The organism is Robertmurraya sp. FSL R5-0851 (assembly GCF_038002965.1).
Taxonomy (GTDB): domain Bacteria; phylum Bacillota; class Bacilli; order Bacillales; family Cytobacillaceae; genus Robertmurraya_A; species Robertmurraya_A beringensis.
Genome location: NZ_JBBOOE010000001.1, coordinates 4,528,438 through 4,554,028 on the forward strand (window position 1 = coordinate 4,528,438; position 25,591 = coordinate 4,554,028).

Here is a 25,591-nt window from a genome sequence, read left to right on the forward strand (position 1 = left end):
AAGCTCATGCTAATATCCTATTCGAGGAGCATTTACCTGACTATTTTTTATGGATTTTTTCAAAAGGGAGCAGAATTCGCTTTCATCTCTGCATATGTTATAATTTAGGAAAGCTTGTTCGGGAGGTATCAAAATGAAAACGTTCAAATTGATTTCTTTACAAATCATTGACGACAGTGAAGCACTAGATATCACTCTCCATGACGGACTAATTATCAACAAAGAGGACGAAAGAAACAGATGGCTGATTGAAGCGTATGTCGGTGCTAACTACCATGATTTTTTTACAAAACTTCTTGAATCGGAAAAAGAAACACCAGCTCAAGTTGTCATATCCAAAAAGGAAAACGACCCTGCCAGTTTTACCACTAGGGTTCTTTCTGTGAAAAAAATCGATGGTCGTCTTTCTGTTTTATTTGAAGGCTTTTTAAAAAGATCGAAAAATTACGCAGAGCTACTGCTTAGTGATCTAATTGGAAAAGGATTAAGCGGGGAAGAGCTATTAAGCGAATTTCGTGAAAAAATGATGACCAAACCCAAATTAACTTCTACCTCATAAGAAAAACGTCAACGAGCAGTGCTTGTTGACGTTTCATTTACTTCCATACCTTATTCACCATAAACCGGAAATTACATTAACTGTCCATTGAGTTTTTCATTCATACTGTAAAAGCTCCGAAACCGTCACAAAGGTGTATCCTTTCTTTTTCAAAGCCTCAATAGTTGGCCCCACCGAATTCAAGCTCTCTTTTCGACTTTCGTACATAACATGCAGTAAAATAATCGAACCAGGCTCAATACGCGTCACAATATCACCCGTTATTTTCTCAGAATCGGCGGCAATCTCTGGATCCGTCTCTGGCTCCCTATTCCACATAATGGTTGGTCGATCATGCTTATTCAAGTAATATGGGAGAAATAATAGTTTTTTTCCAAAAGGAGGTCGAAACGTAATCTCTCCTTCGTACCCAGCTGCCCGAATCCACTCATCTGTCGATTCGATTTCATTTTTAATAAAGCTTGGTGATTTTAATACCATCCGCTCGTGAGAATAGGTATGGTTGCCTATTTCGTGACCGGCCTGCACAATCTTTTTTGCCTCTTCCATATTTTCTTCGATTTCTCTTCCTGTTAGATAGAAGGTTGCTTTAATCCCCTCTTTTTTTAAAATCGACAGGATCTCATCTGTATGAATCCCAGGCCCATCATCAAATGTTAATGCGACAACTTTTTCTTCCGTATCTACTTTTTCTACAATGCCTCCAAAAAATTGAAAGCTTCGAGATTTCGATACTTGAAATAACGAATAACTCACCGCTATGAGTACGAGTAGAACAATCACGATCTTTTTCATATATCCTCCAAAAAAATAGACCAAATCCTATGATTTGGCCTATTTTAATCTATTCCTTTTTGTCTCCAAGACCAAACATAATTTCCACTTCACAAACAAGTTCGCCTTCAACCGTAGCAACTGCCTTGCCTTTTCCGAACGTGCCACGTACTCTTGTCATTTCTACCTCTAATCGAAGCTGATCACCAGGTACCACTTGGCGCTTAAAGCGACAGTTATCAATTCCTGCAAAAAATGCCAGACGACCTTTATTTTCTTCTTTAACGAGCATCGCAACCGCTCCCACCTGCGCAAGGGCTTCTACAATTAGAACACCTGGCATCACAGGAAATTCAGGGAAATGTCCATTGAAAAACTCTTCGTTCGCTGTCACATTTTTAATACCGATTGCACGCTTTCCTTCTTCAAGCTCTAAAATGCGATCTACTAGCAAGAATGGGTAACGATGTGGGATGATTTCTTTAATTTGTTCTATATTCAACATGAGAATTAGTACCTCCTACTAATACTAGGTTTTATAGATACTATTGTAGCGGAAAGCCACTAGGAAAAGCAAACAAAAAAGCAGTCAAACTCCTTGACTGCTTTCTGCTTATTTATCACTATTCACCAATTCAACGATATGCGTCCACGTTGATTTGTCAAACACATCCTTGGCTTTGCCATTACCCATGACGCTGTATCCGATCATGGCACCTGATACGGTACAAACAACAAGTAGAATGGCAACGATGATAACCCGAAGCCAGATCGGAATCAGACGAATGCGAATTCGCTTTCGGCCTTCCTTTAGCGCTTTCTCCTTTTCTTCTCTCCGTTCCTTTTTTCGCTGCTCGCGTAAGGAAACAGCTTCCTGGTTACTATTGTTTACAGCCATGGTTGATTCCCCTTTTAACGAATTCCGTTCACAAGTCCCATCATCTGGTCCGCAAGTGTCACGGAGCGAGATTGAAATTGATATGCACGCTGAACATTGATTAGTTCCGTCATTTCTTTTGAAAGATCCACATTCGATTGTTCAAGAGCTCCCTGTTGAAGACTAATTTCTCCTCTTAGTCCTCCCGTTAACTCGGTTAAGACCTCATCTTGAGCTACATTTGCCGGAAGACCAAGTAAGTTCCCACCGCGTTGCTCTAAGAATTGTGGCTTATTCACACGAACCACTCCAAGGTTAAACACTTCTGTCGCACCTGCCGTTTTCGTTACCGTTAACTGGCCATTTGCATCGATGCTATAATCCTTGGCTTCACCATTTATTGTAATCGGATTATTATTTTCGTCAAGTACTGGCAACCCATCGCCATTGACAAGCATCACTTCTGTATCGGAAAGAGGCGATAAATAAAGCGCACCATTTCTCGTATACTGAACTTCGTTAACTCCATTAGTTTGAACGAGCACTTTGAAAAGTTGGCCTTCTTTTGTAAAAGCCGTATCCAGTGAGCGATCCGTTTGCTTAAGTGCTCCTTGGGTCATGACTAGTTGAGCTTGTCCAAGCTTTGCCCCTGTTCCTTGGCGGATACCGTTGGGAGTGAGTCGGTTCACTTCTTTATTCGCACGCTCTTGGTTGTTAAACTCTTGAACCAATAGATCAGTGAACGTAGCTTCTCTTCTTTTATAACCATTCGTATCAACGTTTGAAATATTATTAGAGATAATATCCATTTGCTTTTGAAGCTGAGATAATGTGTTCGTCGCTGTAATCATCGTACGATTCATGAATGATTGCCTCCTTCCTTATCCAATTCTTCCGATTTCATTTGCTGCCTTGTCCATGCTCTTATCATACGCTTGAAGCACCTTTTGGTTGGCTTCAAAGGCACGATACGCCGTTAACATATCAGTCATTGTACGGCTCACGTCCACGTTTGAGCGCTCTAAATACCCTTGCTGCAGCTTAAACTGAATGCCTTCTGTGTTAAAAGCGTTGGCAAGTGGATTGCCATCCTCAGTGCGGTATAACCCATCGCCCTCTTTAATCATACGCTGTGGATTTGCTGCAAAGCCTACACCTAGTCGGGCAGTTTCACCGTTTGCCCCAGTGATACGACCATCTTCAGTTACTGTGAATTGATCACTAGAAAGCTGGATACGCTGTCCTTGATCATTTAGGACGAAATTCCCGCTAGACGTGGTTAAAAACCCTTGTCCATCTAATGTAAAGTCACCATTACGAGTGTATTTCGTCGTACCATCTGCGCCTTGTACGCTATAAAAAACTGATCCAGCTAGTCCGTTGTCTCCATTTGGAGGCATATACAAATCAACAAGCGCAATATCCGTACGTTGCTCTGTCGCTTGTAAATCACCTTGAATGAACTTCGGAATCGCTTCTTGCATATACACGCCTGTATTAATCGCACCAATCGTTGTTCCAGTCGTAAGGTTTAACCCTTTTTCAGTCGGAATCGATTGTGAATCATACCGTTTTAACAACATCTCAGGAAACGCACGCATCGACGCCTGATCAGCCTTAAATCCTGGCGTATTCGCATTGGCCATATTATTAGAGAACATCTCCGTTCTTCTCTGTTGGGAAATCATACCCGAAGCAGCCGTATAAAACCCTCTAAACATCCTGTCACCTCTTCATTTTCAACTATCTATATAAATATCAAGAAATATCTAAGAATATCTAAAACCACACTTAGTATCTATTATAAAAAAAAATGTCGAAAAGCACATTATGTTTTTTCAGGAAATTTGGTACGGGTAATATTTCCCGGTAACCCCTCGGTGACAGACACCACAAAAAGACAAATCACCCCATATTGTCCACGGACGGTGTCTGTCACCGCAGAAAGACAGATTGGTCCTTTTTGTCCGCCTGGAGTGGACACTCATTAAACTGTCCGCCTGAGGTGGAAAAATAATGTGTTTTGTCCACGAAGGGTGACAGACACCCTATATCCGCAAACGAAAGGCACTTCCGGACGGAAGTGCCTTTTGGTTGGTTTTAGCCTAGTCTTCTGCGTGGGAGACGGTCGATGTTATCAAGCATGATGCCTGTTCCGATCGCTACGCAGTCCATTGGGTTTTCTGCTACTAATACAGGGACCTTCAGCTCTTCGGCAAGAAGCATGTCGATACCGTGTAGTAGTGCTCCTCCACCTGTTAAAATCACACCACGGTCAATGATGTCCGCAGATAATTCTGGTGGTGTTCTCTCAAGAACAGATTTTGCCGCTTGTACAATGACAGCCACTGATTCGCGAAGAGCTCCTTCGATTTCTTCTGAACGAACTGTGATCGTGCGTGGAAGTCCTGATACCATGTCACGACCGCGAATTTCCATTTCCTCTGAACGAGAACCTGGGAAAACTGTCCCGATATTGATTTTGATATTCTCTGCCGTACGCTCACCGATTAATAATTTATATTGACGCTTAATATAATGGAGAATTTCGTTATCGAACTTATCTCCAGCCATCTTAATCGAAGAAGAAGTAACGATATCACCCATAGAAAGAACAGCCACATCCGTTGTTCCGCCACCGATATCAACAACCATATTTCCGCTTGGCATGAAAATGTCCATTCCTGCGCCAATAGCTGCCACCTTTGGCTCCTCTTCTAAGTAAACCTTTTTCCCGCCGCTCTTCTCAGCCGCTTCTTTAATTGCCTTTTGCTCAACGCTTGTAATGTTCGTTGGGCAGCAAATCAAAATGCGTGGCTTAGATAAGAAGCCTTTCACATTTAACTTATTAATAAAGTGCTTTAGCATCGCTTCGGTTACGTCGAAGTCAGCGATTACTCCATCCTTCAGCGGGCGAATCGCAACGATATTCCCTGGTGTACGTCCAACCATCTTTCTCGCTTCTTCACCAACCGCAAGCACACGATTCGTATTCTTATCTATAGCCACAACTGATGGTTCATTTAACACAATGCCGCGGCCCTTCACATGGATCAGTACGTTAGCTGTTCCTAAATCGATTCCAATATCTCTCGCAAACATCCTTTTCATTTCCTCCTTGAAAGGTAACAATCGTATTCGTGCTCTTCTCATATATATCATGGGTTAAATTCTCATTAAAAACTCGGTGTGTAGGAAAAGAGACTTACCTATTACGAACCTAATGTCTCTAATAGAGTATTTTATCACAAATAGGTAAATTACAATAATAATTTGGTCAAAAAGACAGACAAAATGTCAAAAAAACTTTTGAATACGAAAATTCACTACCCTTTTCTTTGTAAAACAAGGCTAATACCCGTTTTTTTAGGTCCTTCCGCAAAAGGTAATTTGCACAAACAAAAACCTCCCATAATAGATATGGAAGGTTTTAAAAATCACTTTACAGGCTCGCCTTCTAGTTCTTCTTTCTTATACTTCATTTTTGTCGCTTCTCCCCCACGCAGGTGGCGGATGGATTTATGGTAATCTAATATGTCCTTCACTTCGTTTGCCAGTTCTGGGTTTATCTCGGGTAGTCTTTCAGTTAGATCTTTATGGACTGTACTTTTGGACACGCCAAACTCCTTCGCGATTACGCGAACTGTTTTTCTCGTCTCCACGATATACTTTCCAATCTTGATAGTTCTCTCTTTGATGTAATCGTGCACACCACTCGCCCTCCCTAAATTGGATGTGAGAAGTGTGAAATGAGACTCGCTTCCGCTTTTGGTGTACTGTTACCCGCACAACATCCATTATTATTTTCAAAAAACAATTTCTTCTGAGCATTGTGTGCGGCAGAAAGTGTGACACTTTCTAAACTTTACAAGGAATAAACATGTATGGAACTAAATCTCGCGCATTTGCAAACGACTCCTCACCTCATACACTCTCTTTGTAGGTTTGTAACAGTTTATTAGCTTGGTTGATAATTTATGCACGAAAAACTCAATAGGGACAAGGCTTATTGAAAATTTTTTGAAAAATCGGACAAAAGAAACCTTTCCGCTCTTATTTATTTCGTAATAAATGTTACAAAATCGGCACAAACAAAAAGGACCATTCGATATAAAGGACAAGCACTTATCATTTACCGGTCATTTTGACCCTATTGTCGTAAATTCTAGAAATACCTTCCAAAAGTGTAGGTCGTATTATGCCAAAATTCCTCACAGTTTGTTGAAAAATAGGCGAAAGGTTTTAAGAAGCCTGTCGAAATTTTAGAGAGGTTATCCCTATTGTCTACCCAGGGACATATTACGTAGAATGAGGTGAATTTATACATAAATATTGGTTTTATTACTACATTTTGGGGAGATATTATGGACTATACAAGAAAAGCACGGATTCAAAACAAAAGAAAAGCAGCGGCCAAGGCAAACCGTCGTAAACTGGCTGGTGTGACTATGATGGCAGCGATTACAGCTTCATCCTTATTTGGATCTGGTATGAAGTCTGCAAAAGCAGAAACAGAGGCTGGCATATACACCGTTCAAAAAGGTGATACCCTTACACGCATTGCAAAACAATACAATGTAAGCGTAAAAGAGCTGATGAAGGAAAATAAGCTCGTTTCCGACAAAATATATATCGGCCAAAAACTTGAGGTTCCTACTCACCTTGGGGAAGAAGATAACTACGAAGAGATTTCCGTACAATCACATAAAGTGGTTTCCGGTGATACGTTATATCGGATTTCTGTAAAATACGGAACAACGATTTCAGAACTTAAAAAAATGAATAGTCTATCGTCCAATACAATCAAAATCGGACAAACGCTACTCATTCCATCGAAAGAAAAGGAAATCTCACAAAAAGCAAAGCAGCTTGCAAAGTTTTATACCGTTGCCCCTGGAGATACCATCTATGGGTTATCCAAGCGCTTTGGTACGTCCATCGAAGTACTAAAGGGTCAAAACGGCCTGAATACAGAAATGATCTTAATCGGGCAAAAAATACTGATTACCGATACACCCGTTACCACAAGGGCCAAAGTGGTTGGTGCGATTGACAAGTTTACTGTCGAGTTCCAAACAGCCGCTGGATCACTTCCCTTAAAAGTGTCTTACGGAACGGCTGAGGCCTATCAAAAGCTCTCAGGTAAAGAGTACATTCTTTCCTATAAAAACGGTGCGTTAGTCTCCATTCAACCGGAATAAAATAAAGAGCATGGGGAACCCCCCATGCTCTTACAACTGTAAGGAACGTGCTTGACTCTCTGTTGCCTTCACAAGCTCCCCCCACGTACGATAGCCGCGATCACGAAATTGCTGGATAAGCTCCACAAATAAATACGCCGTAGTCTTCGCATCACCTACCGCATTATGCCGCTCATAAATTCTTGTTCCAAACGCACGCGCGTATCTCTCCAGGTCGCGCATATCATAGGACGGAGCAAGAAACCCGATCAGATCAAGTGTATCGATTGTAAAAGTCCCCTTTAACCCGAGCTTTTCCCGTTTCAACTCATTTTTCAACACCAGTGCATCAAAGCTTACATAATGCCCGACCAGACTCACCGTTTCCTGCTTTCTCACATACGAAAAGAACTCAGAAATGGCCTCCAATGCATAGGGTGCACCAGCCACTTGCTCATTAGAAATAGATGTCAATTCCGTTATTTCCCGAGAAATTTGTCGAGATGGATTCACATACGTTTGAAAGCTAGAAGCCTCATCAACCTTAAAACCCTCTACTAAAACGGCCCCAATTTCTATTAATCTGTCCGATGTAGCTATTTCGAACCCTGTCGTTTCCGTGTCAAAAACGACAAATTTCAGCTGTTCTAGTGGAGTGGATAACGGTATTTCCTGATATAGAAGCGGGCAGGTGATTGATTTTCGTAAAAAAAACATTTCTTCCCTCCTTCTATACAGTAAAGTTAGCAAACACTTGGCTTTGCAACTCTTTTAATGATTTTAAACTAAGAATAAGCTCTTCTTTTTCACGAGTGGATAGTCTAGCAAACTCAATATGGGACTTTCCTTGATGCTGCCAGCGCTGAGTCACATTTAGCCGCAGAACCTCTTCCACCGCCTGCTTCAAATCGTTGGCAAACACCTCCGACAGCACCCCTTTCTCTTTTAAAAAAGAGATCTTGGCAACGGACGTCCCAGACATTCCCCCATGTAAAAGAGTGAGAATTTGCAAACTATGATGATAAGGAAATAATACTTCCTTTTTCATATCCAACTGCTTACGCTCAAGCTTAAATAAGGAACGTATCGGCTGATCCAGAGTCGGAATCACATGCTCTCTTTCCACTTGAGAGAGTCGAAATAGAAAGATTTTGGAACGCTGTAATAGCTCTCGTATTCCCTCTTCAAATCTCTCATGCAACGGATGAGATCCTGTTAAAAATCGATATGAAAAGAAGTTTTGCGCTAATAGGAGATGGTCATTGGTCGCTTGCAGCATCCACCCTCTTACTCTTTCTTGCCACACTTCAATGGTCCCCCGCCATTTTCCCTCACTACACATCATCAAACCTAGACAACGTGCATAACCTGCTTTTTCAAGCATGTTGGTAATCTCCCTACCTAATCTTGAAAAATACTCGTTGTACTCCTCCTTCTCGTAAACAAGGAAATGATCCTGATCGGTGAGCAAAAACTGCTCGCCACGGCCCGCACTTCCCATTTGATAAAAAGCAAACGCACAAGGAACCTGTTCTCCCACTGCCTCTATGGAAAGCTCCACCGCTCTCTTTACTAGTCGATTGTACAACCCAGTCACAATCTCTAACGTTTTTAACATAGGAATCTTGTCTTTAATCAGCGTTCCAAGAATGTCATAAATCGCTTTTTTCACAGAAACAATCGTCTCTTCTGTGCATTTCTCAATCTTTTGAATCGTCTTCATCACATTTTCGTTCTTTTTCCTTAATAAATCGGATAATGTGACCACTCCGATGAGCTTTTCACCTTCTACAACTGGCAAATGCTTGATTCCTTTTAATAGTATTAAAGATAAAGCATCATAATAATAGGAGAAACGCGAGATCGTCACTGGATGAGGTGTCATGACCTCACGTGCGACACCATCCAAAGATCGCCCCGCCGCAATCACCCGCTCGACCATGTCCCGTTCTGTAATGATTCCATTAAGTCTTCCATTTTCCGTGACAAGTACTGAGCTTGTGCGCTCTTTATGCATCAGAAGGGCGGCCTCTTGTACCGTTGTTGTCGGGGAAACACTAACCACTCGGTCCGTCATCAAATCTTGAACGCGCAGCATGAATGCATCTCTTTCTCCAAAATCACGTGCCAGCTGAACCTGCTCCGCTAACGAGGTATAAATGTCCTTAAGCCGCACGCTCACCTGAGCTAATAAATAATCATGAACATTCGGGTCATCCCAACGCTTGGCAATGACGGTAAAAGGGATATACAGGGCTTTGCACGGTTCGACCGCGCGTACCTCTACTTGAGTGGCGGCCTCCTTGCCTGGCTTGGAAACACCTAGGAAATCAGCTAAACTCGAAATGCCAATCAACTCCCCCTTTTGAACTACTTCAAGTACTTCCTCCTGCGTCCCTAGCTCATTTTTTATAAACACTTCAGCGATCCCCGATAGGATGAGGAGCAAGCCGTCACGTGGAGCCTCTTTTTTCAGCATCGTTTCCTGCTTTTCATACATTCGAAGCTCGCAAAGCTCGATAAGGGAAAGGGCCATACGGACATCCACCCCTTGAAAAAAGGGGTGAAACCGTACAGCCTCTAAAATGGTTTCCTTATAATTCTTTGGTTCCATCGTTCATCCAAACCTCACCATTCTTATACACCATCTGCTCTGGATAGCGTAAATCAATCACTTCCTCTTGGATTTTCTGAGATGGAGCCTCCGTTGATAAAGAAACGATAATATTCGTTAAGAACGCCGCTGCTGCTCCAAACACTCCCGCTCCTGTATCAATAATGCCTAAAATCGTAAATCCACCGTATTTCGCAGCAAAAATATACGTTAAGGTTACACCTAACCCAACTAATAGACCTGCGATTACTCCTTTTGCATTCGAACGCTTCCACCAAACACCAAGAACAAGTGCTGGGAAGAATGTTCCTGTCGCAAGCGCAAACGCCCAAGCCACAATCTGTGTGATCGCTCCTGGTGGGTTAAGAGCGATCAACCCTGCAAATAAAGTCGCGATAACGATCGACCAGCGAGCTACAGAAAGACGTTTCTTTTCCGTCGAATTTGGCTTCATGACACGGTAGTAAATATCATGTGCAAAGGAAGAAGAGATCGCAATCATCAGTCCACCTGCTGTAGATAATGCCGCAGCCATTGCACCAGCAGCGACCAAACCGATAACGAATACACCAAGATTCGCAATTTCAGGTGTCGCCATAACAACAATATCGTTAGAAATCACGAGCTCGCTCCACTGAAGAATGCCATCACCATTCCCATCAGCTACTTGAAGCTTTCCAGTATCCACCCATGTTTTTGTCCAAGCTGGAAGCTCAGAAATTTTACTACCAGCCACTTTTGTCATTAAAATAAAGCGTGAAAACGCCGCATAAGCTGGTGCCGATAAGTACAATAATCCGATGAATAGCAGAGCCCAAGCTCCTGACCAACGAGCCGCTTTCATCGTGGATACCGTATAGAAACGTACGATGACGTGTGGAAGTCCAGCCGTTCCAGCCATAAGCGTAAACATAAGAGCCAGGAACTGCCACTTCGTTCCGTTCGTAAACGGTGCAAAGTATTCTGAAATGCCAAGTTCCCTATCGAGTTCACCCATTTTTCCAACAAGCTCCCCGTACGATAGCCACGGCATCGGGTTCCCTGTAATTTGCAAGCTCATAAAAATAACAGGAATCAAGTAAGCAATAATTAAAATAATATACTGTGCTACCTGCGTCCATGTAATCCCCTTCATTCCTCCGAACGCTGCATAAAAGGCGATTAACACCACCCCGATCATCGTTCCAAGCTTTGCATCGATTTCAAACAATCGCCCGATAACTACCCCAGAGCCTGACAACTGACCGATTGAATACGTAAAAGAAATAATGATCGTAATGACAGCCGCAATCACACGAGCCGTATGACTGTCAAATCGGTCACCGATAAATTCAGGAACCGTGTAGCGACCGTACTTACGAAGCTGTGGAGCAAGTAAGAACGTCAGCAATAAATATCCGCCCGTCCAGCCCATGATATAAGCAAGACCATCGTATCCGAGTAGCATGATCGTACCTGCCATACCAATGAATGAAGCTGCACTCATCCAATCCGCCCCAATAGCCATCCCGTTAAAAATAGGCGGTACCCCGCGTCCGGCTACATAGAAATCAGAGGTTGCCTTCGCCTTGTTGTATAAGGCAATCCCGATATACAGGGCAAACGTCGCTAAAATGATCGTTAATGAGACCAAGAATTGTGTATCCAAATGTATTCCCCCCTATGGATTGATTTCGCTTTTTCTATTTGAGACCCCGAGCATTCCCCTTTAATGCTCGAACACTTTTCCAGAACTGATTTGTTCATTTTTGCTCTCATCAATTCCGTATTTTTTGTCCACATTGTCACTTAGCTTGGCATTTACAAATAGTAAAATGATAAACGTGATCACTGCCCCTTGAGCTCCCATAAAGTAATGAAGGGGAAACCCATTAATTGAATACTGACTTAGTGGCTCAGCAAAAAAGACTACTCCAAAGGAAACGAGAAACCAGACGATAAAATAAATAATAATATTGCGTGTTCTTTCGCGGAAATAACGATCGGCTACCTCTTTATCAATTTTCTTCACACTTACACCCCCATGAAAAATGATGTTCTTGTGCGGTTCTAGATGTTTCTCACACAACCCTCCTTTCTATTCGAAAAATATATATGAACTTTTACTCGCCGGTTATGCAAGAAAAAGTCATCAACCTTTTTAACTTAAGCTGAAGATAAACTTGATGGTATCAATGAATGGCATAGGAACTAGGATGATTTGAACGATGAAGTAGACGAAAATGGATAGGAATGGAATAACTAAGAAGAAGGGTCTTTTCTTTTTAAATGCAAAAAATAAACAAACGACAGAGATGAGAAGTAAGCTTAAAAAGATCATTTCTTGCCTCCTTTTATGTGAAAGCGTTAACAATTTTTACTTTTCTGAAATTTTAAGAAAATTCAATACTTATTATCTACATAAACCGTCTCTTGGTCAAGTAAGACTAGCCAGTAAATTCTCAGAGAGCTTGTCGAAATTTGAAGATAAACCTTGAAAACCCAACATTACCAATACTTTCCTTTTAAAACTGCCGTCGAAAACTTTTTCATCCAAGGAGTTTGTAAGATTAGTTAACACGGTCTTGAAATTAGAAAAAGCATGTGAAACCTCACATGCTCAGTGCCTTAATCATTATTTTAACGGCTTCAAGCAAGTCTCTGGAGGACCAGCTTGGCATCGCTTTTTTCCCATCTATTACAAGCTCGTGGGAAGCTGGAACATGTACAAAGCCAGCTGGAATATCCCATTGCTTCTCCTTTAACTCATGTAAAACGGTGTACATCACATTGTTGCATAAATACGTACCCGCACTGTTCGAGACCCTAGCAGGATAGCCTTTCTCTTGAAGGGTGTCCACTAGCATCCGAATAGGAAGTGTAGAAAAATAGCCATCTGCACCCTCTTCAGCGATCTTAGAATCTACGAAAGCTCTCCCGCTATTATCCGCTTCCCCGTCGCGACAATTAATGGCAATCCGCTCCGGTGTTATCTCCGTCCGTCCCGCAGCAAGACCGAGCGACAGGACCGCATCAGGGGCAACCTCACGAACCGCATCCAATATCGCCAATGGTGCTTTTTCAAAATCTACTGGCAAAAGAACTCCCTTCACCTCGTATTCACCAATCTGTGCTCCGTCCAGTCTCAATACGATCTCCTCGGTGGGATTGATTGGATGGTTTAGAAACGGTTCAAACCCTGTTAACAATAGCTTTTTCATAGATGTGTCTCCCCTTAATAACTAGCAATGCTACCGTCCGTACGCTTTTCCGTACCTCCCGTTAGCACACCTGTCTCTGGATTACGAACAATCACCTGACCACGACCAAACCCACCAGAATCATGTGCAACAACCATCTCATGTCCTTTTCTCACCAGCCCCTGAACCAGATGATTTGGAAAATCATGCTCCACTTCGATCTTCTTTCCAGATATCCACTGCCATCTAGGAGCATCTAGCGCACTTTGCGGGTTCAGGTCAAAATCAATCATATTCATCGCTACCTGCACATGCCCTTGTGGCTGCATATAACCACCCATCACACCAAAAGGCCCAACAGCCTCTCCATCCTTTGAAATAAAACCAGGAATGATCGTGTGATACGTCTTTTTCCCAGGAGCAAGCGCATTTTCGTCTTCTACATTTAATGAGAAATCATGGCCACGATTTTGCAGACCAATTCCTGTGTTTGGAACAACAATCCCAGAGCCAAAGCCCATATAATTGCTTTGGATAAAAGAAACCATATTCCCTTCTCCATCAGCAGTCGCCAAATACACCGTTCCACCCTTTGGAAGAGTACCCGGTTCTGGGAGCTGAGCCTCCTCTGTGATTTTCGCACGAGCCCTCTCGGCAAATTCATCCGATAGCAGATCTGAAACATTTGCCTTCATCGTTGTTGGATCCGTAATATACGTTTTCCCATCGGTAAATGCCTGCTTCATGGCTTCTAATTGCACATGCAAGCCCGTCAAATCTTCACGGTGCGAAAACTCGTAGCCTTTTAATATATTGAGTGCCATAAGCGCAACCAAGCCCTGACCGTTCGGTGGAATTTCCCACACATCGTAGCCGCGGTAGTTGACAGAAATCGGCTCCACCCACTCTGCTTTGTACGCGGAAAGATCTTCTTTTCGTAAAAAGCCCCCATGAGTCTTAGAAGCAGCGTCAATTTCATCGGCTAATCGGCCTCGGTAAAAGCTTTCTGCATTCGTCTCAGCAATTTCTTGAAGAGTATTCGCATGATCCTCAGATTTCCACATCTCACCGATTTGTGGTGGCTTTCCATCTGGAGCAAACACGCGGAACCATTCCTTGTATGAGGCGTCCTCCCCAAAGCGTTTCTGATAAATGTTATAGGCACTACCCCAATACTTCCCAAGTGTTGGAGAAACTGGGTAACCACCTCGTGCATATGCAATCGCCGGTTGCAACACTTCCGTTAATGGCAAACGTCCGAAGCGTTTGGAGAGCTCCGCCCATGCAGAGGGAGCACCAGGAACGGTTACCGGAATCCAGCCATGCGATGGCATTTTTTCATGCCCAAGCTCTTTCACTTTTTCAATTGAAATTCCTTGCGGGGAAGGTCCGCTCCCATTTAAGCCGTACATCTTATCTTTGATCCAAACCAGCGCAAAGGCATCGCCACCAATGCCATTCGACGTTGGTTCAGCGACGGTTAAGCACGCTGCTGTCGCAATTGCCGCATCCACAGCATTCCCACCCTTTTTTAGCATATCAAGCCCTGCCTGCGCGGCAAGTGGCTGAGATGTCGCCACCATGCCATTTCTAGCAATCGTCGCCATTCGCTGTGATCGATACGGATATGTAAGGTATGACAAATGAAACTCCCCCTATTAAACTTCGTCTTTCGAAATATTATACGATAGATTTTGAATTTTTCCAATAATTAAGAAATTACTAACTTGGGTGTCTGTCACCGCCCGTGGACAAATTCTTGTTTTTGTCCGTCTCAGGTGGACACTTAATAACAAAGTTTCTCCTCCTCAACAAAAAAAACCCGCACAAGGCGGGTTTCCTCTTACTATATCCTATGCATCAGAATTATCTGTGCTGTCAGTTCCTTCTTCAGTTCCAGGAGTTTCTTCTTTACCAGAATCTGTTCCTTCTTTTTCAGTAGACTTGTCCGCATCTTCTTCTTCAGCAGCTTTCTTTTCTGCTGCGTCATCCGTTGCTTCCTCTTCTTCTTCTACTGCATTTGGATCATCTTTTCCGCTGTTTTCCATATCAGACACATTTACTTCTTTTAATGAACTTAAAGGCTTTTGGAAATAGTCAATTGGATTTAAAGCTACTCCATCTTTGCGAATTTCAAAGTGAACGTGAACGCCAGCTTCTTCATTAACTAGGCTTTCACCTGCAGTTGCGATTGACTTACCTTGCTTAACTTCATCGCCAACTTTTACTTTGATGTCACTAACTGATTGATATTGTGTTACAATTCCTTTGTCATGCTCAATTTCAATCACATTACCAAGTAGAGAATCGTTATCAACCACTTTTGTCACTGTTCCGCTAAGAGCTGCAACTACATCGAATGCTTCCCCATCTTTTTGAACAATATCAATACCTGTGTTTGGGTGGTATGAATTGTCGTAGAATACTAGGGCTGCTTCTTGCTGTTCTGTTGAGCCGTTATTATCATAGAATTGCTTTTGAATTTCGACCTTGTTTGGATCTGTCACCGGCATTACAAAGTTTTCCATTGTACGTGATACTTCAACAGCTGGCTCATTGAACTTCTTGTCTGTAACGTCAGTAGCCTCGTTGTTGTACCCAAACTTGTCTGAATCTGTTGCACTGCTTTGATACCATAAAACCGCGGTTAAAATGATCGCTGCGCTTCCTAGATAAATTGCTGGGAATGCCCATCTTTTCTTTAAAAAGCGCTTAACATTTGAATCTTGAGAAGATCGTTTCTTTTCTTCCTCTCTCATTTATCATCACCTCAGCAATCAGTTTGAACAATGTGAGAGAAATATATACGTTGTGAGGAAAAAATTTTTTAGACTTATTTTTCGACAAAGCTTTTACAATTATTCATGATAGGAGAATGTTTTATGAAAAAATTTCTTTGGACCCTTCCCCTTGCATATATGGCGCTGATTTGGACACTATCCAGCTTTCCGGCCGACAAATTCGTCGCCTTGCCCGACTTGTCCCTTGACCGCATCATTAAAGAGTCACTACACCTGGTCGAATTTGGAATTCTATACCTCCTCTTCGCCCTTGCACTATATGGAAATGGACAGCTCACAAAAAAGACAAGCCTCCTCTTTGCGATCATCGCTTGCCTGTACGGGGCACTTGATGAAATTCACCAGTCCTTCGTTCCCTACCGCTCCGCCACATGGATTGACCTTGTAAAGGACGTTATTGGTGTCACCGTAGCTTATTATTTCGTAAACCGATTTTATTTTTTGAAAAAAAATAAGCTAGAGCAAAAGCTCTAGCTTATTTCTGGGCAGTAATCTTCGTGAGCAGATCGTTTGATGATACGACTTCTACTCCTTGATAGTAGTACTTCGCGATATCTACGTAGTTCTTTCCTTCTTGTGCCATTCCATTCGCCCCGTATTGGCTCATACCAACACCGTGGCCGTATCCCTTTGTATTAATCACGATTTGGTCGCCTTTTCGCTCCCACGTAAAGTCAGTTGATTTTAATTCCAGCTTCGTACGAATATCTTGCCCGGTTAGCACGGTCCCATTAAAGTCGACCTTGCTCACTCGGTTACTAGATGTACGCTCGACCACTTTTCCGATCGTATCACCTGAACCCACCTTCACGCCTAACAATCGCTCAAAGTCGGAAACGGAAACAACCTTTTGTCCGTTAAATTCCTTTGAATTCAGATCCCAAGGGCTCTCGACACTTTTTAAATAAGGGAGTGCACCTTGCCAAACTGATTCGGAATTTTCCGTATACCCATTACTTGTTGAAAAGAACGTCGCATCGATTGGGCTTCCCTCATAGGTTAAAATTTGACCGCTCGTTTCCTGTACCGCTTTACGGATCTTCTCTATTTTCCAAGAGTAGTCCTTGCCCCAAATCTTTCTAAGCTCTTCATCGTTCTTAAATACCTGGTGCTGCACCGTATCCGTTACGAGTGCCCCGTCAGGTACCTCAAGCTTTTCTGAGCTAATCATTTGCCTCACGATATAGGTTCTTGCAGTAAGCGCCTGTGCCTTCAATGCTTCAAGTTCAAACGTGGCTGGCATTTCTGATGCAACAACGCCCGTTACATAGTTATCCAGTTCAAGTGTCTCCACTGATTCTGATGCGGTACGATAGACAGCAACTTCTACGGCCGGACCCGTTGGTGGTGCTTCAGCGACCGTCTCTTTAGCGGTTTCCTCTCCAAGTTTACCACTTACCTTACCCTCTGAAAAAGGGAGCACGACGAGTGTAGGAATCATTAGTGTGACGACGAATAGAATGGCGGATACGATTACAAATGGTTTTAGTTTCATTGTGCTTGTGCCTCCAGTACGCATTAGGTAACAAGGAATATGTAGTCCCGTCTCCATTCATACATATGGACTTGGACAAGCAAATATGACTTTTTCTTATATCATGAATAAAAACATTGTAGAAGCATCACAATATTCTAGGTGGTCATCCTTTTCCTGTAATAAAAATGTAAAAAACCGCAGAGTATGGAATACTTCTACGGTTTACATTTACGAATATACATTTATTTAAGCATTCATATCACTAACGTATGTTTTTTCAATCGTTTCAACGACTTCTGTCACACGCTCGATATCTGCACCAAGTGATGCAAGCTTCTGGTGGAAGTCAACATACCCACGGTCTAAATGCTTAAGCTCTGTTACACGAGTGATGCCGTCAGCGACTAATCCTGTTAAGATAAGCGCAGCAGCCGCACGTAAGTCTGTTGCAGCAACCTCTGCTCCTTGCAGGTTAGATGGTCCATTCATAATTACTGAACGACCTTCAATTTTAATATCAGCATTCATACGACGGAATTCTTCTACGTGCATAAAACGGTTTTCAAATACCGTTTCTGTAATCATACTAGTTCCTTTTGCATGAAGAAGTAATGCCATCATTTGTGATTGCATATCTGTTGGGAATCCTGGATGTGGCATTGTTTTGATATCCACGGCTTTAAGCTTATCTGGTCCAATGACACGTAAGCCGTCCGCTTCTTCTTCAATAATAACGCCCATCTCTTCCATTTTCGCAATAAGTGAGGTTAAATGTTCTGGAACGGCTCCTCTTACAAGCACGTTTCCACCAGTAATAGCGGAAGCAACCATGAATGTTCCAGCCTCGATGCGGTCAGGAATAATATGATGCTCGCAACCGAAAAGAACATCTACACCTTCAATGCGAATCGTACCTGTTCCTGCTCCTCTAACCTTGGCACCCATTTTGTTAAGGAAATTAGCTAAGTCCACAATTTCTGGCTCTTTCGCACAGTTTTCCATCACTGTTGTACCATTGGCAAGAGTCGCGGCCATCATAATATTTTCAGTCGCACCGACACTTGGGAAATCTAAATAGATTTTTGCGCCGTGTAAGCGACCTTCTGGAGCTTCGGCTTCAATAAATCCGTTTCCAACTTTTACCTTAGCACCCATAGCTTCAAAGCCTTTTAAATGCTGATCAATTGGACGTGAACCAATTGCACAGCCACCCGGCAATGCAACTCGTGCACGGCCATTTCTTGCTAGTAATGAACCCATTACTAGTACAGATGCTCTCATTTTTCTTACATATTCAAATGGTGCTTCTTCTCTTAATACTCCAGATGCATCAACCGTTACCGTGTTATCTTTAAATCCGACATTGGCATTTAAATAGCGTAACACTTCATTGATTGTAAATACATCGGAGAGTGTCGGCACATCTTTAATTACGCATTTTCCATCACTTGCTAATAATGTTGCGGCGATCACAGGCAAAACTGCATTTTTAGCGCCTTCTACTTTCACTGAGCCACTAAGCCTTCTTCCGCCGCGGACGATGATTTTTTCCAAGTGTATTCCCCTCCGCGTCCATTTTCTCTATATTAATATTCAATCGTAATGATTGGTGTGCCAACTACTAGGGTAGTCTTTGCGCCCAATCCTTGCGTTCTAAGTCCTACTTGTAAGTTCATTTCTTTCTGGTTGCTTGTTAAGGTTTCTGACAACATAGGCGAATACGCCGATGATGATACAAAATTATTTTCGTCTAATGATTCGATCTCTTCTGCCTTAAACTGCGTAAGTAATCGATTGACAGTATCAGGCAAAGACTTATTCATCTTATCACTGAATTCGCCTTTTATACAAGAGAAAATTGTTGGTTTTCCTCGAAAGATGTCAGAGAGCTGCAATGGTAGTTCATTTTCAAGAAATCGTGTGGTTTGTTGCGAAAATTTCTCGTCATTCACCTCATAAATGATATACGTTTGAGGTTGCTGATTTGTGAGGGTTGTTAAAACTTGGATTTTTTCCTTCGGACCATGGTCAGTGGTGCTTATACCTGTAGCTTCCCACATATTCTCTTTAGAATTCACGTTCCACGACCATTCAGGAAATTTTTTTTGCAAGTCTTTGCTGAACTCCTTCACGCCCTCAAGGCTGTCTAAATGGTCCACTTTCTCTCTTGCATGCAGAGACCATCCAGTGATGGGAATTTGTTCCCCTTCCACGACAGAAGCAAGTGTTAGTAAGTCAAGCTGTTCTTCAGCTACTATCGTTTTATTCCCAATGTTTATAATAGCAAAACCTGTTAAGCACATAATTAATAAGACATAAGAAAGTTTTTTCATCTACAATTCCTCCCCTTACTACCATTGTTACCAGGTAGCTTAAGGACATACTTGGGAATTGTCGTCACTTTTTGACAAGTCTTATGTAAGGTTTTGTGCAGTAACACACAAAGAGAATTGTACTTAAATTTAGCCGTTAATAAAAATGTCAGAAGACCTATATTTTACATAATCATTTGAAAGAGTAGTGGTAGTTGTTGTGACCAAAGCAGGTAATCCAGGAAAAAATTACTAACAGCAGAACCAATCACAATGGATAAAAATATAAACAACACTCGTGCTTGCAATACATGGTTCCCTCTTAATAGCTTTTCGTAATTAATGGACTGAAGCGCCCACCAGGCAAGTGCAATAAAAAACAAATGCGACAAAATGCTAATTAATGCTTGATGTCCAAATTCTGCGATCATCCATACCTTCTCTCCCTTATACAATTGGTCTTTGGGCAAGCCTACCTTTCATTGTATCATTTATGTAACAGAAACAGAACCACATACCTCATTATTGACGAGTGAGGTAGTGGAAAAGTTTCATTTTTTTAGGAGATTTTTATCAGTTGATGGTTTTATGACATATTCGAGCTTGGGGTACCACCGTTACGCGTTATAAAACCATGTTTATGACCTTATGTATCATGAGTTTTCGCCTTTTCATGTCATAAACTAACCTTTATGACACGCAACAAGCCCATTTCACGTTTAACACGTCATAAAACACTCTTTACCCTACACCCTAACAATAAAAACCTCTATGCACAAAAAAGAAGAGGGTTCCCCAACCCTCTTCTTGCTAATTCTATTAAAACCCCATCTTACCGTCTAGCAAAAGTCCCCCAACTCTTGCTAGTTTTTCTCCCATTACCTATTGAAACATGTCCGAAAAGCCGTTGAAGTGATTGTGCAAGAAATCAAACGCCAAATTCGGGAATAGACCAAACACAATGGTTGCTGCGACCGCAATGACTAACACAACGATGATTCCAGCTGGTAGCTGAATTTTTTCATCGGTTGCGGCTGGTCGAAAGAACATTTGTGTAAAAATGCCGAAATAGTAGAAGTACGAAATGACGGTCGTGGCGATCATGACCGATGCTAGCACATAGTGTGCAGGATCCACATAGAACGTTCCCATAAAGATGTTCAGCTTTCCAATAAAGCCTGCTGTTCCTGGAATTCCCGCTAACGAAAGGAGGAACACTCCCATTGAAACAGCCAAGATTGGTGAACGCTTATAAAGGCCAGCAAATGCACTAATATCTTCATTATCTGATTTTCCACTGATCAGCTGAATGATGGCAAACGCACCAAGATTCATGAACAAGTAAGCTCCTAAGTAAAACCACATCGCGTCAAACATGAATGCTGACAATGCCGCTATTGCTACCAACAGGTACCCCGCATGCGCGATACTGGAGTATGCGAATAATCGTTTTACATTGCGCTGACGTAACGCAATGACGTTCCCGATAATCATCGTTGCTCCTGCCAGCAGTGCAATATAATCCTGCATCTTAATCAACATCGGATACGATGCCGTACTTGAACCAGATGGTGCCGCCCCGTATACAGTCAAAAGAATACGAAGCAAAATCACGAATCCAGCTGTTTTGGACACCACGCTTAAAAACGCAGTAACTGGAGTTGGTGCTCCTTGATACACATCCGGCGCCCACATATGAAACGGTACCGATGCCAATTTAAACGATAAACCAACAAATACTAGCAAAAAGGATAACCCAAGCAAGTAAATTTGCTGTGTATCAAAATTCGCTGATAACACACCTGTAATCTCCGTTAAGTTGGTTGATCCGGTTAAACCAAACACATAGCTTAATCCAAACAGTGTGACAGCTGTTGAAATCCCGCCATTGATGACATATTTCATGGCTGACTCATTGGATGGAAGATGTTTTTTACGAATGCCCGCTAATATATAAGAAGAAAGTGATAAAAGTTCAAGTCCGACAAATAATGTGATTAAGTCTCCGCTCGACGTCATAACCATTGCTCCGAGCAAAGCGGTTAAAAACAAATAGTAGAACTCTCCCTTGTATTCCTTCATCTCTTCTTTGGGTTCGTAACTGATTGCAAGTAGCATTACAAGCGCTGCACCAAGGAGCAGTAACAACTTGAATGCTTTTGCGTACGAATCTAAGCGAAACGTATCATATAAAATACTCGTTAATTCTAAATCCACCAATCCTAATAGTGAGACAAACGCTGCAATAATGGCAGTGAAGGCAATCCAGCCAAGAATTTTTCGATCTTGGTCTTTCGGCATGAACAAGTCCATGATGGAAAGGATGGTTGCAATACCAAGGATGATGAACTCCGGTGTCATAATTGCCCATTGATACGATAACATTTGTTCAAGATCCATCCTTCATCACCCTCCTAACCCAAGCATGATAGTCTCAAGTGTGGCTTGTAGTGGTTCACTTAGTACACTTGGGTAAACACCAATTACCACAATTAACGCGACAAGTACGAGTACCGGCGCCCATTCAAAAGAACGAATATCTGATACGCTAGTGAATTCCCGATGCGCTTTTCCAAACGTTATCCCTAAAACCGCTCGCAGTAAGTATACAGCGGTTAAAATAATGCCTAAGCAGCCGACCGCAGCAAGTACAGGCATGGCCTCGAATAATCCTAAAAACGCCATGAACTCACTTACGAATCCGCTCATTCCCGGTAAACCAAGAGAAGCCATTGCTCCCGCTAATAAGAAACCAGCTGTGATTGGCATTCCCTTTGCCATTCCACCAAGCTTCGTGATATGAGACGTATGGAAACGCTCATAAAAAATTCCTACTAAGAAGAACAATAAGGCAGAGATCAACCCGTGAGAAACGACTTGGAAGATCGCCCCTTGAATACCCGCTTCATTAAGTGCCCCAACTCCAATTAACACAATTCCCATATGAGAAATCGAAGAGTATGCGAGCACCATCTTGAAATCCTTTTGAACCAGTGCAAGGAACGCACCATACAATAAGTTCACCACACCGAGCGTAGCAAGCAACCAAGCGATGGAGGTGAATTGTTCTGGGAAAATTCCCATTCCGAAGCGAATTAACCCGTATGCCCCAATTTTCAAAAGAATTCCTGAGTGAAGCATTACGATTGATGGTGGAGCCTGAACGTGAACGCGAAGCATCCATGTATGTAACGGAAAAATAGGTAGCTTTACACCAAACGCCACTAACAAGGCAAGTAAAAGCCCCATTTTAACGGAGTCCGTGATTCTTGCATGGCCTGCATCTGCTGTTAGCAATTGCTGTAACACATCAATATTGGATGTTCCTGTGCGAGCGAACAACACCATAATGACAATCAGTAGAACCGCTGAACCAAGTCCATTGTAAATCAGGAAGCTATACGCTGCTTTTTCTTTTTCATGATAGCCCCATTTCCCGATTAAAAAGAACATCGGAATGAGCGTGATTTCAAAAAATAAGAAGAACAGGATTAGGTTTTCGGCCACGAATACTCCGAGCATTCCTACTTCAAGGAGAAGGAATAACATGAAGTAGCCCTTCCACTCTTTTTTAATATGAAGCGAAGCAATAGCCGCTAACAAGGACAGAATACTTGTTAAAACAACCATAATAAGTGAGAAGCCATCCATCCCCAACTCAAACGGAATTTCAAATACTCCTTCACTCATGCCAAAGTGAATCCAGTTCCATTTCAGATTGTACTCAAACAGTTCTGTTCCATTTTTATATTGAGAGAAAACAGCCAGTGAAAGAACCATTGCTGGTAAAGTCGCAAGAATCCCAATCAGCTTAATGGAGCTCTCCTGCATTTTTGGAATAAATGATAAAACGAGAATCCCAAGTAACGGGGAAAACACGATGAGTGCTAACATCAAATTCATCCGAAGTACCCCCCTGTTACAGCAAAAATTACAAATAAGACGGCTAAGCCAACAAAGGCAACGGTTCCGTACATTTGCACCTGACCGTTATGTACGCGTGAACCTGTTTTTCCAAACGTTTGAACAATCTGGGTAACGAGGTTAACGATTCCTTCCACAATAAACACTTCAATATACTTGAGGAACAAGCTAAAGAACTTGGTTAACTTCACAATCGTTAACTCGTAAAATTCATCTATAAAGTATTTGTTGTATAAAACACTGTACGTCACTGGTGCACGGCTGGATAACCAATCGCGTGACAGAGACTTTTTCCCATACATGAGGTAAGCAATGAAAATTCCCGCAAGTGACACAAGTGTTGCCACAATCATAATCCACGCTGGACCTTCGACGTGACCATGGCCAAGTGCTTCATTCCCCTCCACTAACCAATCTCCTAAAAATGTTCCAAACCAAGGTGTGTTCACATAACCAGCAACCACTGCTAGTACTCCAAGCACAACCATTGGAAGTGTCATTACTGCAGGAGACTCGTGTACCTGCTTGATTTCTTTTCTAGCCTCACCAGTAAAGACGAGGAAGAATAAGCGGAACATATAAAAAGCCGTAAAGAAGGCGGCGATCACTGCTAACCAAAATAATGCCGTGTTTCCATGAACCCAAGCAGAAATTAAGATTTCATCTTTACTAAAGAACCCGGAGAATAATGGAACTCCACTTATCGCCAATGTCCCCACTAAAAATAATGGACCCGTGACGCGAAGCTTTTTCCATAAGCCACCCATTTCTTCAATGTTCTGCGTATGAACGGCATGGATAACACTACCTGCTGCTAAGAATAATAACGCTTTGAAAAACGCGTGTGTCATCAGGTGGAATACCCCAGCCACATAACCAGCTGATCCAAGTGCTAACATCATATAACCTAACTGAGATACCGTAGAGTAAGCAAGGATCCGTTTGATATCGGTTTGAACTAAGCCGATGCTAGCCGCAAAGATCGCGGTAATCGCCCCCACTACTGCTACTGTCATTAATGCGGTTTCACTCGCGGTGAAAAGCGGGAACAAAGCTGCTACTAAATATACCCCTGCCGCAACCATCGTTGCCGCGTGGATTAATGCCGACACAGGCGTCGGACCTTCCATCGCATCCGGTAACCAGGTGTGAAGCGGAAATTGACCTGATTTCCCAACGGCACCAATGAAAATTAGGATCGCCGTTAATGTGATCATGCTTGTAGAAATCGAACCCGCCTCTACCGCAGCAAAAATCTCATCGTATTCAAAGCTTCCTACCTGCCAGAATAATAGAATCATCCCGATAAAAAGGCCCACATCCCCGATACGGGTCATGATAAAGGCTTTTTTTGCAGCCTTTTTGGCGTCTTCCTTAAAAAAGTAGAAACCGATTAATAGGAAAGAGCCAACGCCGACTAATTCCCAGAAAATATACGTTTGTAAAAGGTTGGGCGATAATACTAAACCAAGCATTGCAAACGTAAATAATCCTAAATACGCGTAAAAGACATGAAAGCGTTCATCGTCATGCATATACCCCTTTGAATACGTATGTACAAGCAAACTAACAAGAGATACGATGACGAGCATTAGCGCATTTAACTGGTTTACTTCAAAACCCGCTGTTAGTTGAACATCTCCGATCGAAAGCCATGTGCCTTCTGCTTTATAGGTCGGTTGTGTAAAACGCGCAAATAAGACAATAAGCGAATAAACAAACGACACACCCACTAGCAGAATACCGACAAAGGCGCTGTTTTCCTTTAGCTTTTTTCCGAACAGAAGAAGGAACAAAAATGATAGTAGCGGGAAAAGCGGTATGATCCATGCATTTTCCATCAATATCACAATCCCCTTTTAGAACGCGCACCGGTTTTTTTTATGTTGCGCGT

At 42.4% G+C, this 25,591-nt stretch carries 25 protein-coding genes; 3 read left to right on the top strand and 22 right to left on the bottom strand.

Translation table 11 applies throughout. The annotated features are described in order from the left end of the window. Nucleotides 1-133: 133 nt before the first annotated feature. The gene (locus MKX65_RS23065; protein WP_340905872.1) at nt 134-559 is read left to right on the top strand and encodes a YwpF-like family protein; all 426 of its coding nucleotides are present in this window, start codon (nt 134-136) and stop codon (nt 557-559) included. A gap of 96 nt (nt 560-655) precedes the next feature. Here the strand turns inward: MKX65_RS23065 and MKX65_RS23070 are convergent, their stop codons facing one another. The 7 genes from MKX65_RS23070 to spoIIID form a co-directional block, all read right to left on the bottom strand. Beyond that, complete coding sequence (locus MKX65_RS23070) at nt 656-1,354, bottom strand: polysaccharide deacetylase family protein (RefSeq protein WP_340905875.1); 699 nt, start codon at nt 1,352-1,354, stop codon at nt 656-658. Nucleotides 1,355-1,403: 49 nt separating this feature from the next. Continuing rightward, the gene (gene fabZ, locus MKX65_RS23075; RefSeq protein ID WP_119710220.1) at nt 1,404-1,838 is read right to left on the bottom strand and encodes a 3-hydroxyacyl-ACP dehydratase FabZ; all 435 of its coding nucleotides are present in this window, start codon (nt 1,836-1,838) and stop codon (nt 1,404-1,406) included. Between the two features lie 108 nt (nt 1,839-1,946). After that, on the bottom strand, nt 1,947-2,231 hold the full coding sequence (locus MKX65_RS23080) for a DNA-directed RNA polymerase subunit beta (protein WP_160545832.1): 285 nt from the start codon (nt 2,229-2,231) through the stop codon (nt 1,947-1,949). 14 nt (nt 2,232-2,245) lie between these two features. Continuing rightward, the gene (locus tag MKX65_RS23085) at nt 2,246-3,073 is read right to left on the bottom strand and encodes a flagellar hook-basal body protein (protein WP_340905879.1); all 828 of its coding nucleotides are present in this window, start codon (nt 3,071-3,073) and stop codon (nt 2,246-2,248) included. A gap of 18 nt (nt 3,074-3,091) precedes the next feature. Beyond that, nucleotides 3,092-3,931 carry a flagellar hook-basal body protein gene (locus tag MKX65_RS23090; protein WP_340905881.1) on the bottom strand — a complete coding sequence of 280 codons (840 nt, stop codon included), beginning with the start codon at nt 3,929-3,931 and terminating at the stop codon, nt 3,092-3,094. A gap of 379 nt (nt 3,932-4,310) precedes the next feature. Continuing rightward, entirely contained in the window at nt 4,311-5,312 is a 1,002-nt protein-coding gene (locus MKX65_RS23095; protein WP_160545970.1) for a rod shape-determining protein, read from the bottom strand. Nucleotides 5,313-5,647: 335 nt separating this feature from the next. Beyond that, nucleotides 5,648-5,920, bottom strand: a complete 273-nt coding sequence (gene spoIIID / locus MKX65_RS23100; protein WP_340905883.1) for a sporulation transcriptional regulator SpoIIID — start codon at nt 5,918-5,920, stop codon at nt 5,648-5,650. A 654-nt stretch (nt 5,921-6,574) separates the two neighbouring features. Here spoIIID and MKX65_RS23105 point away from each other — a divergent pair. After that, nucleotides 6,575-7,411, top strand: coding sequence for a LysM peptidoglycan-binding domain-containing protein (locus MKX65_RS23105; protein ID WP_340905884.1), 837 nt, complete (start codon nt 6,575-6,577; stop codon nt 7,409-7,411). 30 nt (nt 7,412-7,441) lie between these two features. Here MKX65_RS23105 and MKX65_RS23110 read toward each other — a convergent pair whose 3' ends face one another. From MKX65_RS23110 to MKX65_RS23145, 8 genes are all read right to left on the bottom strand, one after another. Next, on the bottom strand, nt 7,442-8,107 hold the full coding sequence (locus tag MKX65_RS23110; protein WP_340905887.1) for a 3'-5' exonuclease: 666 nt from the start codon (nt 8,105-8,107) through the stop codon (nt 7,442-7,444). A 13-nt stretch (nt 8,108-8,120) separates the two neighbouring features. Next, entirely contained in the window at nt 8,121-10,004 is a 1,884-nt protein-coding gene (locus MKX65_RS23115; protein WP_340905889.1) for a DUF294 nucleotidyltransferase-like domain-containing protein, read from the bottom strand. Next, the gene (locus MKX65_RS23120; RefSeq protein ID WP_340905892.1) at nt 9,985-11,652 is read right to left on the bottom strand and encodes a sodium:solute symporter family protein; all 1,668 of its coding nucleotides are present in this window, start codon (nt 11,650-11,652) and stop codon (nt 9,985-9,987) included. The genes MKX65_RS23115 and MKX65_RS23120 overlap by 20 nt, the downstream gene beginning before the upstream one ends. Before the next feature lie 60 nt (nt 11,653-11,712). Next, nucleotides 11,713-12,015: a DUF4212 domain-containing protein gene (locus MKX65_RS23125; protein ID WP_340905894.1), complete on the bottom strand. Its 303-nt coding sequence runs from the start codon at nt 12,013-12,015 to the stop codon at nt 11,713-11,715. 129 nt (nt 12,016-12,144) lie between these two features. Continuing rightward, entirely contained in the window at nt 12,145-12,324 is a 180-nt protein-coding gene (locus MKX65_RS23130) for a hypothetical protein (protein WP_160545840.1), read from the bottom strand. Between the two features lie 271 nt (nt 12,325-12,595). Continuing rightward, entirely contained in the window at nt 12,596-13,204 is a 609-nt protein-coding gene (locus MKX65_RS23135; protein ID WP_340905896.1) for a pyroglutamyl-peptidase I, read from the bottom strand. Nucleotides 13,205-13,218: 14 nt separating this feature from the next. Then, entirely contained in the window at nt 13,219-14,826 is a 1,608-nt protein-coding gene (locus tag MKX65_RS23140; protein ID WP_340905897.1) for a gamma-glutamyltransferase family protein, read from the bottom strand. 210 nt (nt 14,827-15,036) lie between these two features. Continuing rightward, nucleotides 15,037-15,942 (bottom strand): peptidoglycan DD-metalloendopeptidase family protein, encoded by a 906-nt coding sequence (locus MKX65_RS23145; RefSeq protein WP_160545843.1) that lies wholly within the window; start codon nt 15,940-15,942, stop codon nt 15,037-15,039. Nucleotides 15,943-16,065: 123 nt separating this feature from the next. Here MKX65_RS23145 and MKX65_RS23150 point away from each other — a divergent pair, with 123 nt between their 5' ends. Continuing rightward, nucleotides 16,066-16,458 (top strand): VanZ family protein, encoded by a 393-nt coding sequence (locus tag MKX65_RS23150; protein WP_340905898.1) that lies wholly within the window; start codon nt 16,066-16,068, stop codon nt 16,456-16,458. Nucleotide 16,459: 1 nt separating this feature from the next. On the opposite strand, the gene spoIID is transcribed toward MKX65_RS23150, so the two are convergent. The 7 genes from spoIID to nuoL form a co-directional block, all read right to left on the bottom strand. Continuing rightward, nucleotides 16,460-17,479: a stage II sporulation protein D gene (gene spoIID, locus MKX65_RS23155; protein WP_340905899.1), complete on the bottom strand. Its 1,020-nt coding sequence runs from the start codon at nt 17,477-17,479 to the stop codon at nt 16,460-16,462. Nucleotides 17,480-17,707: 228 nt separating this feature from the next. Next, complete coding sequence (murA, locus tag MKX65_RS23160) at nt 17,708-19,015, bottom strand: UDP-N-acetylglucosamine 1-carboxyvinyltransferase (protein ID WP_340905902.1); 1,308 nt, start codon at nt 19,013-19,015, stop codon at nt 17,708-17,710. A 32-nt stretch (nt 19,016-19,047) separates the two neighbouring features. After that, nucleotides 19,048-19,794 (bottom strand): YwmB family TATA-box binding protein, encoded by a 747-nt coding sequence (locus MKX65_RS23165; protein WP_340905904.1) that lies wholly within the window; start codon nt 19,792-19,794, stop codon nt 19,048-19,050. A 164-nt stretch (nt 19,795-19,958) separates the two neighbouring features. Next, nucleotides 19,959-20,204, bottom strand: a complete 246-nt coding sequence (locus MKX65_RS23170) for a DUF1146 family protein (RefSeq protein ID WP_340905905.1) — start codon at nt 20,202-20,204, stop codon at nt 19,959-19,961. Between the two features lie 451 nt (nt 20,205-20,655). Next, nucleotides 20,656-22,173 (bottom strand): NADH-quinone oxidoreductase subunit NuoN, encoded by a 1,518-nt coding sequence (gene nuoN, locus MKX65_RS23175; RefSeq protein ID WP_340905906.1) that lies wholly within the window; start codon nt 22,171-22,173, stop codon nt 20,656-20,658. A 6-nt stretch (nt 22,174-22,179) separates the two neighbouring features. Beyond that, nucleotides 22,180-23,676, bottom strand: a complete 1,497-nt coding sequence (locus MKX65_RS23180) for a complex I subunit 4 family protein (RefSeq protein ID WP_340905909.1) — start codon at nt 23,674-23,676, stop codon at nt 22,180-22,182. Then, a complete protein-coding gene (nuoL, locus tag MKX65_RS23185) occupies nt 23,673-25,541 on the bottom strand; it encodes an NADH-quinone oxidoreductase subunit L (protein ID WP_340905911.1) in 1,869 nt (622 codons plus the stop codon). The genes MKX65_RS23180 and nuoL overlap by 4 nt, the downstream gene beginning before the upstream one ends. Between the last annotated feature and the right edge of the window lie 50 nt (nt 25,542-25,591).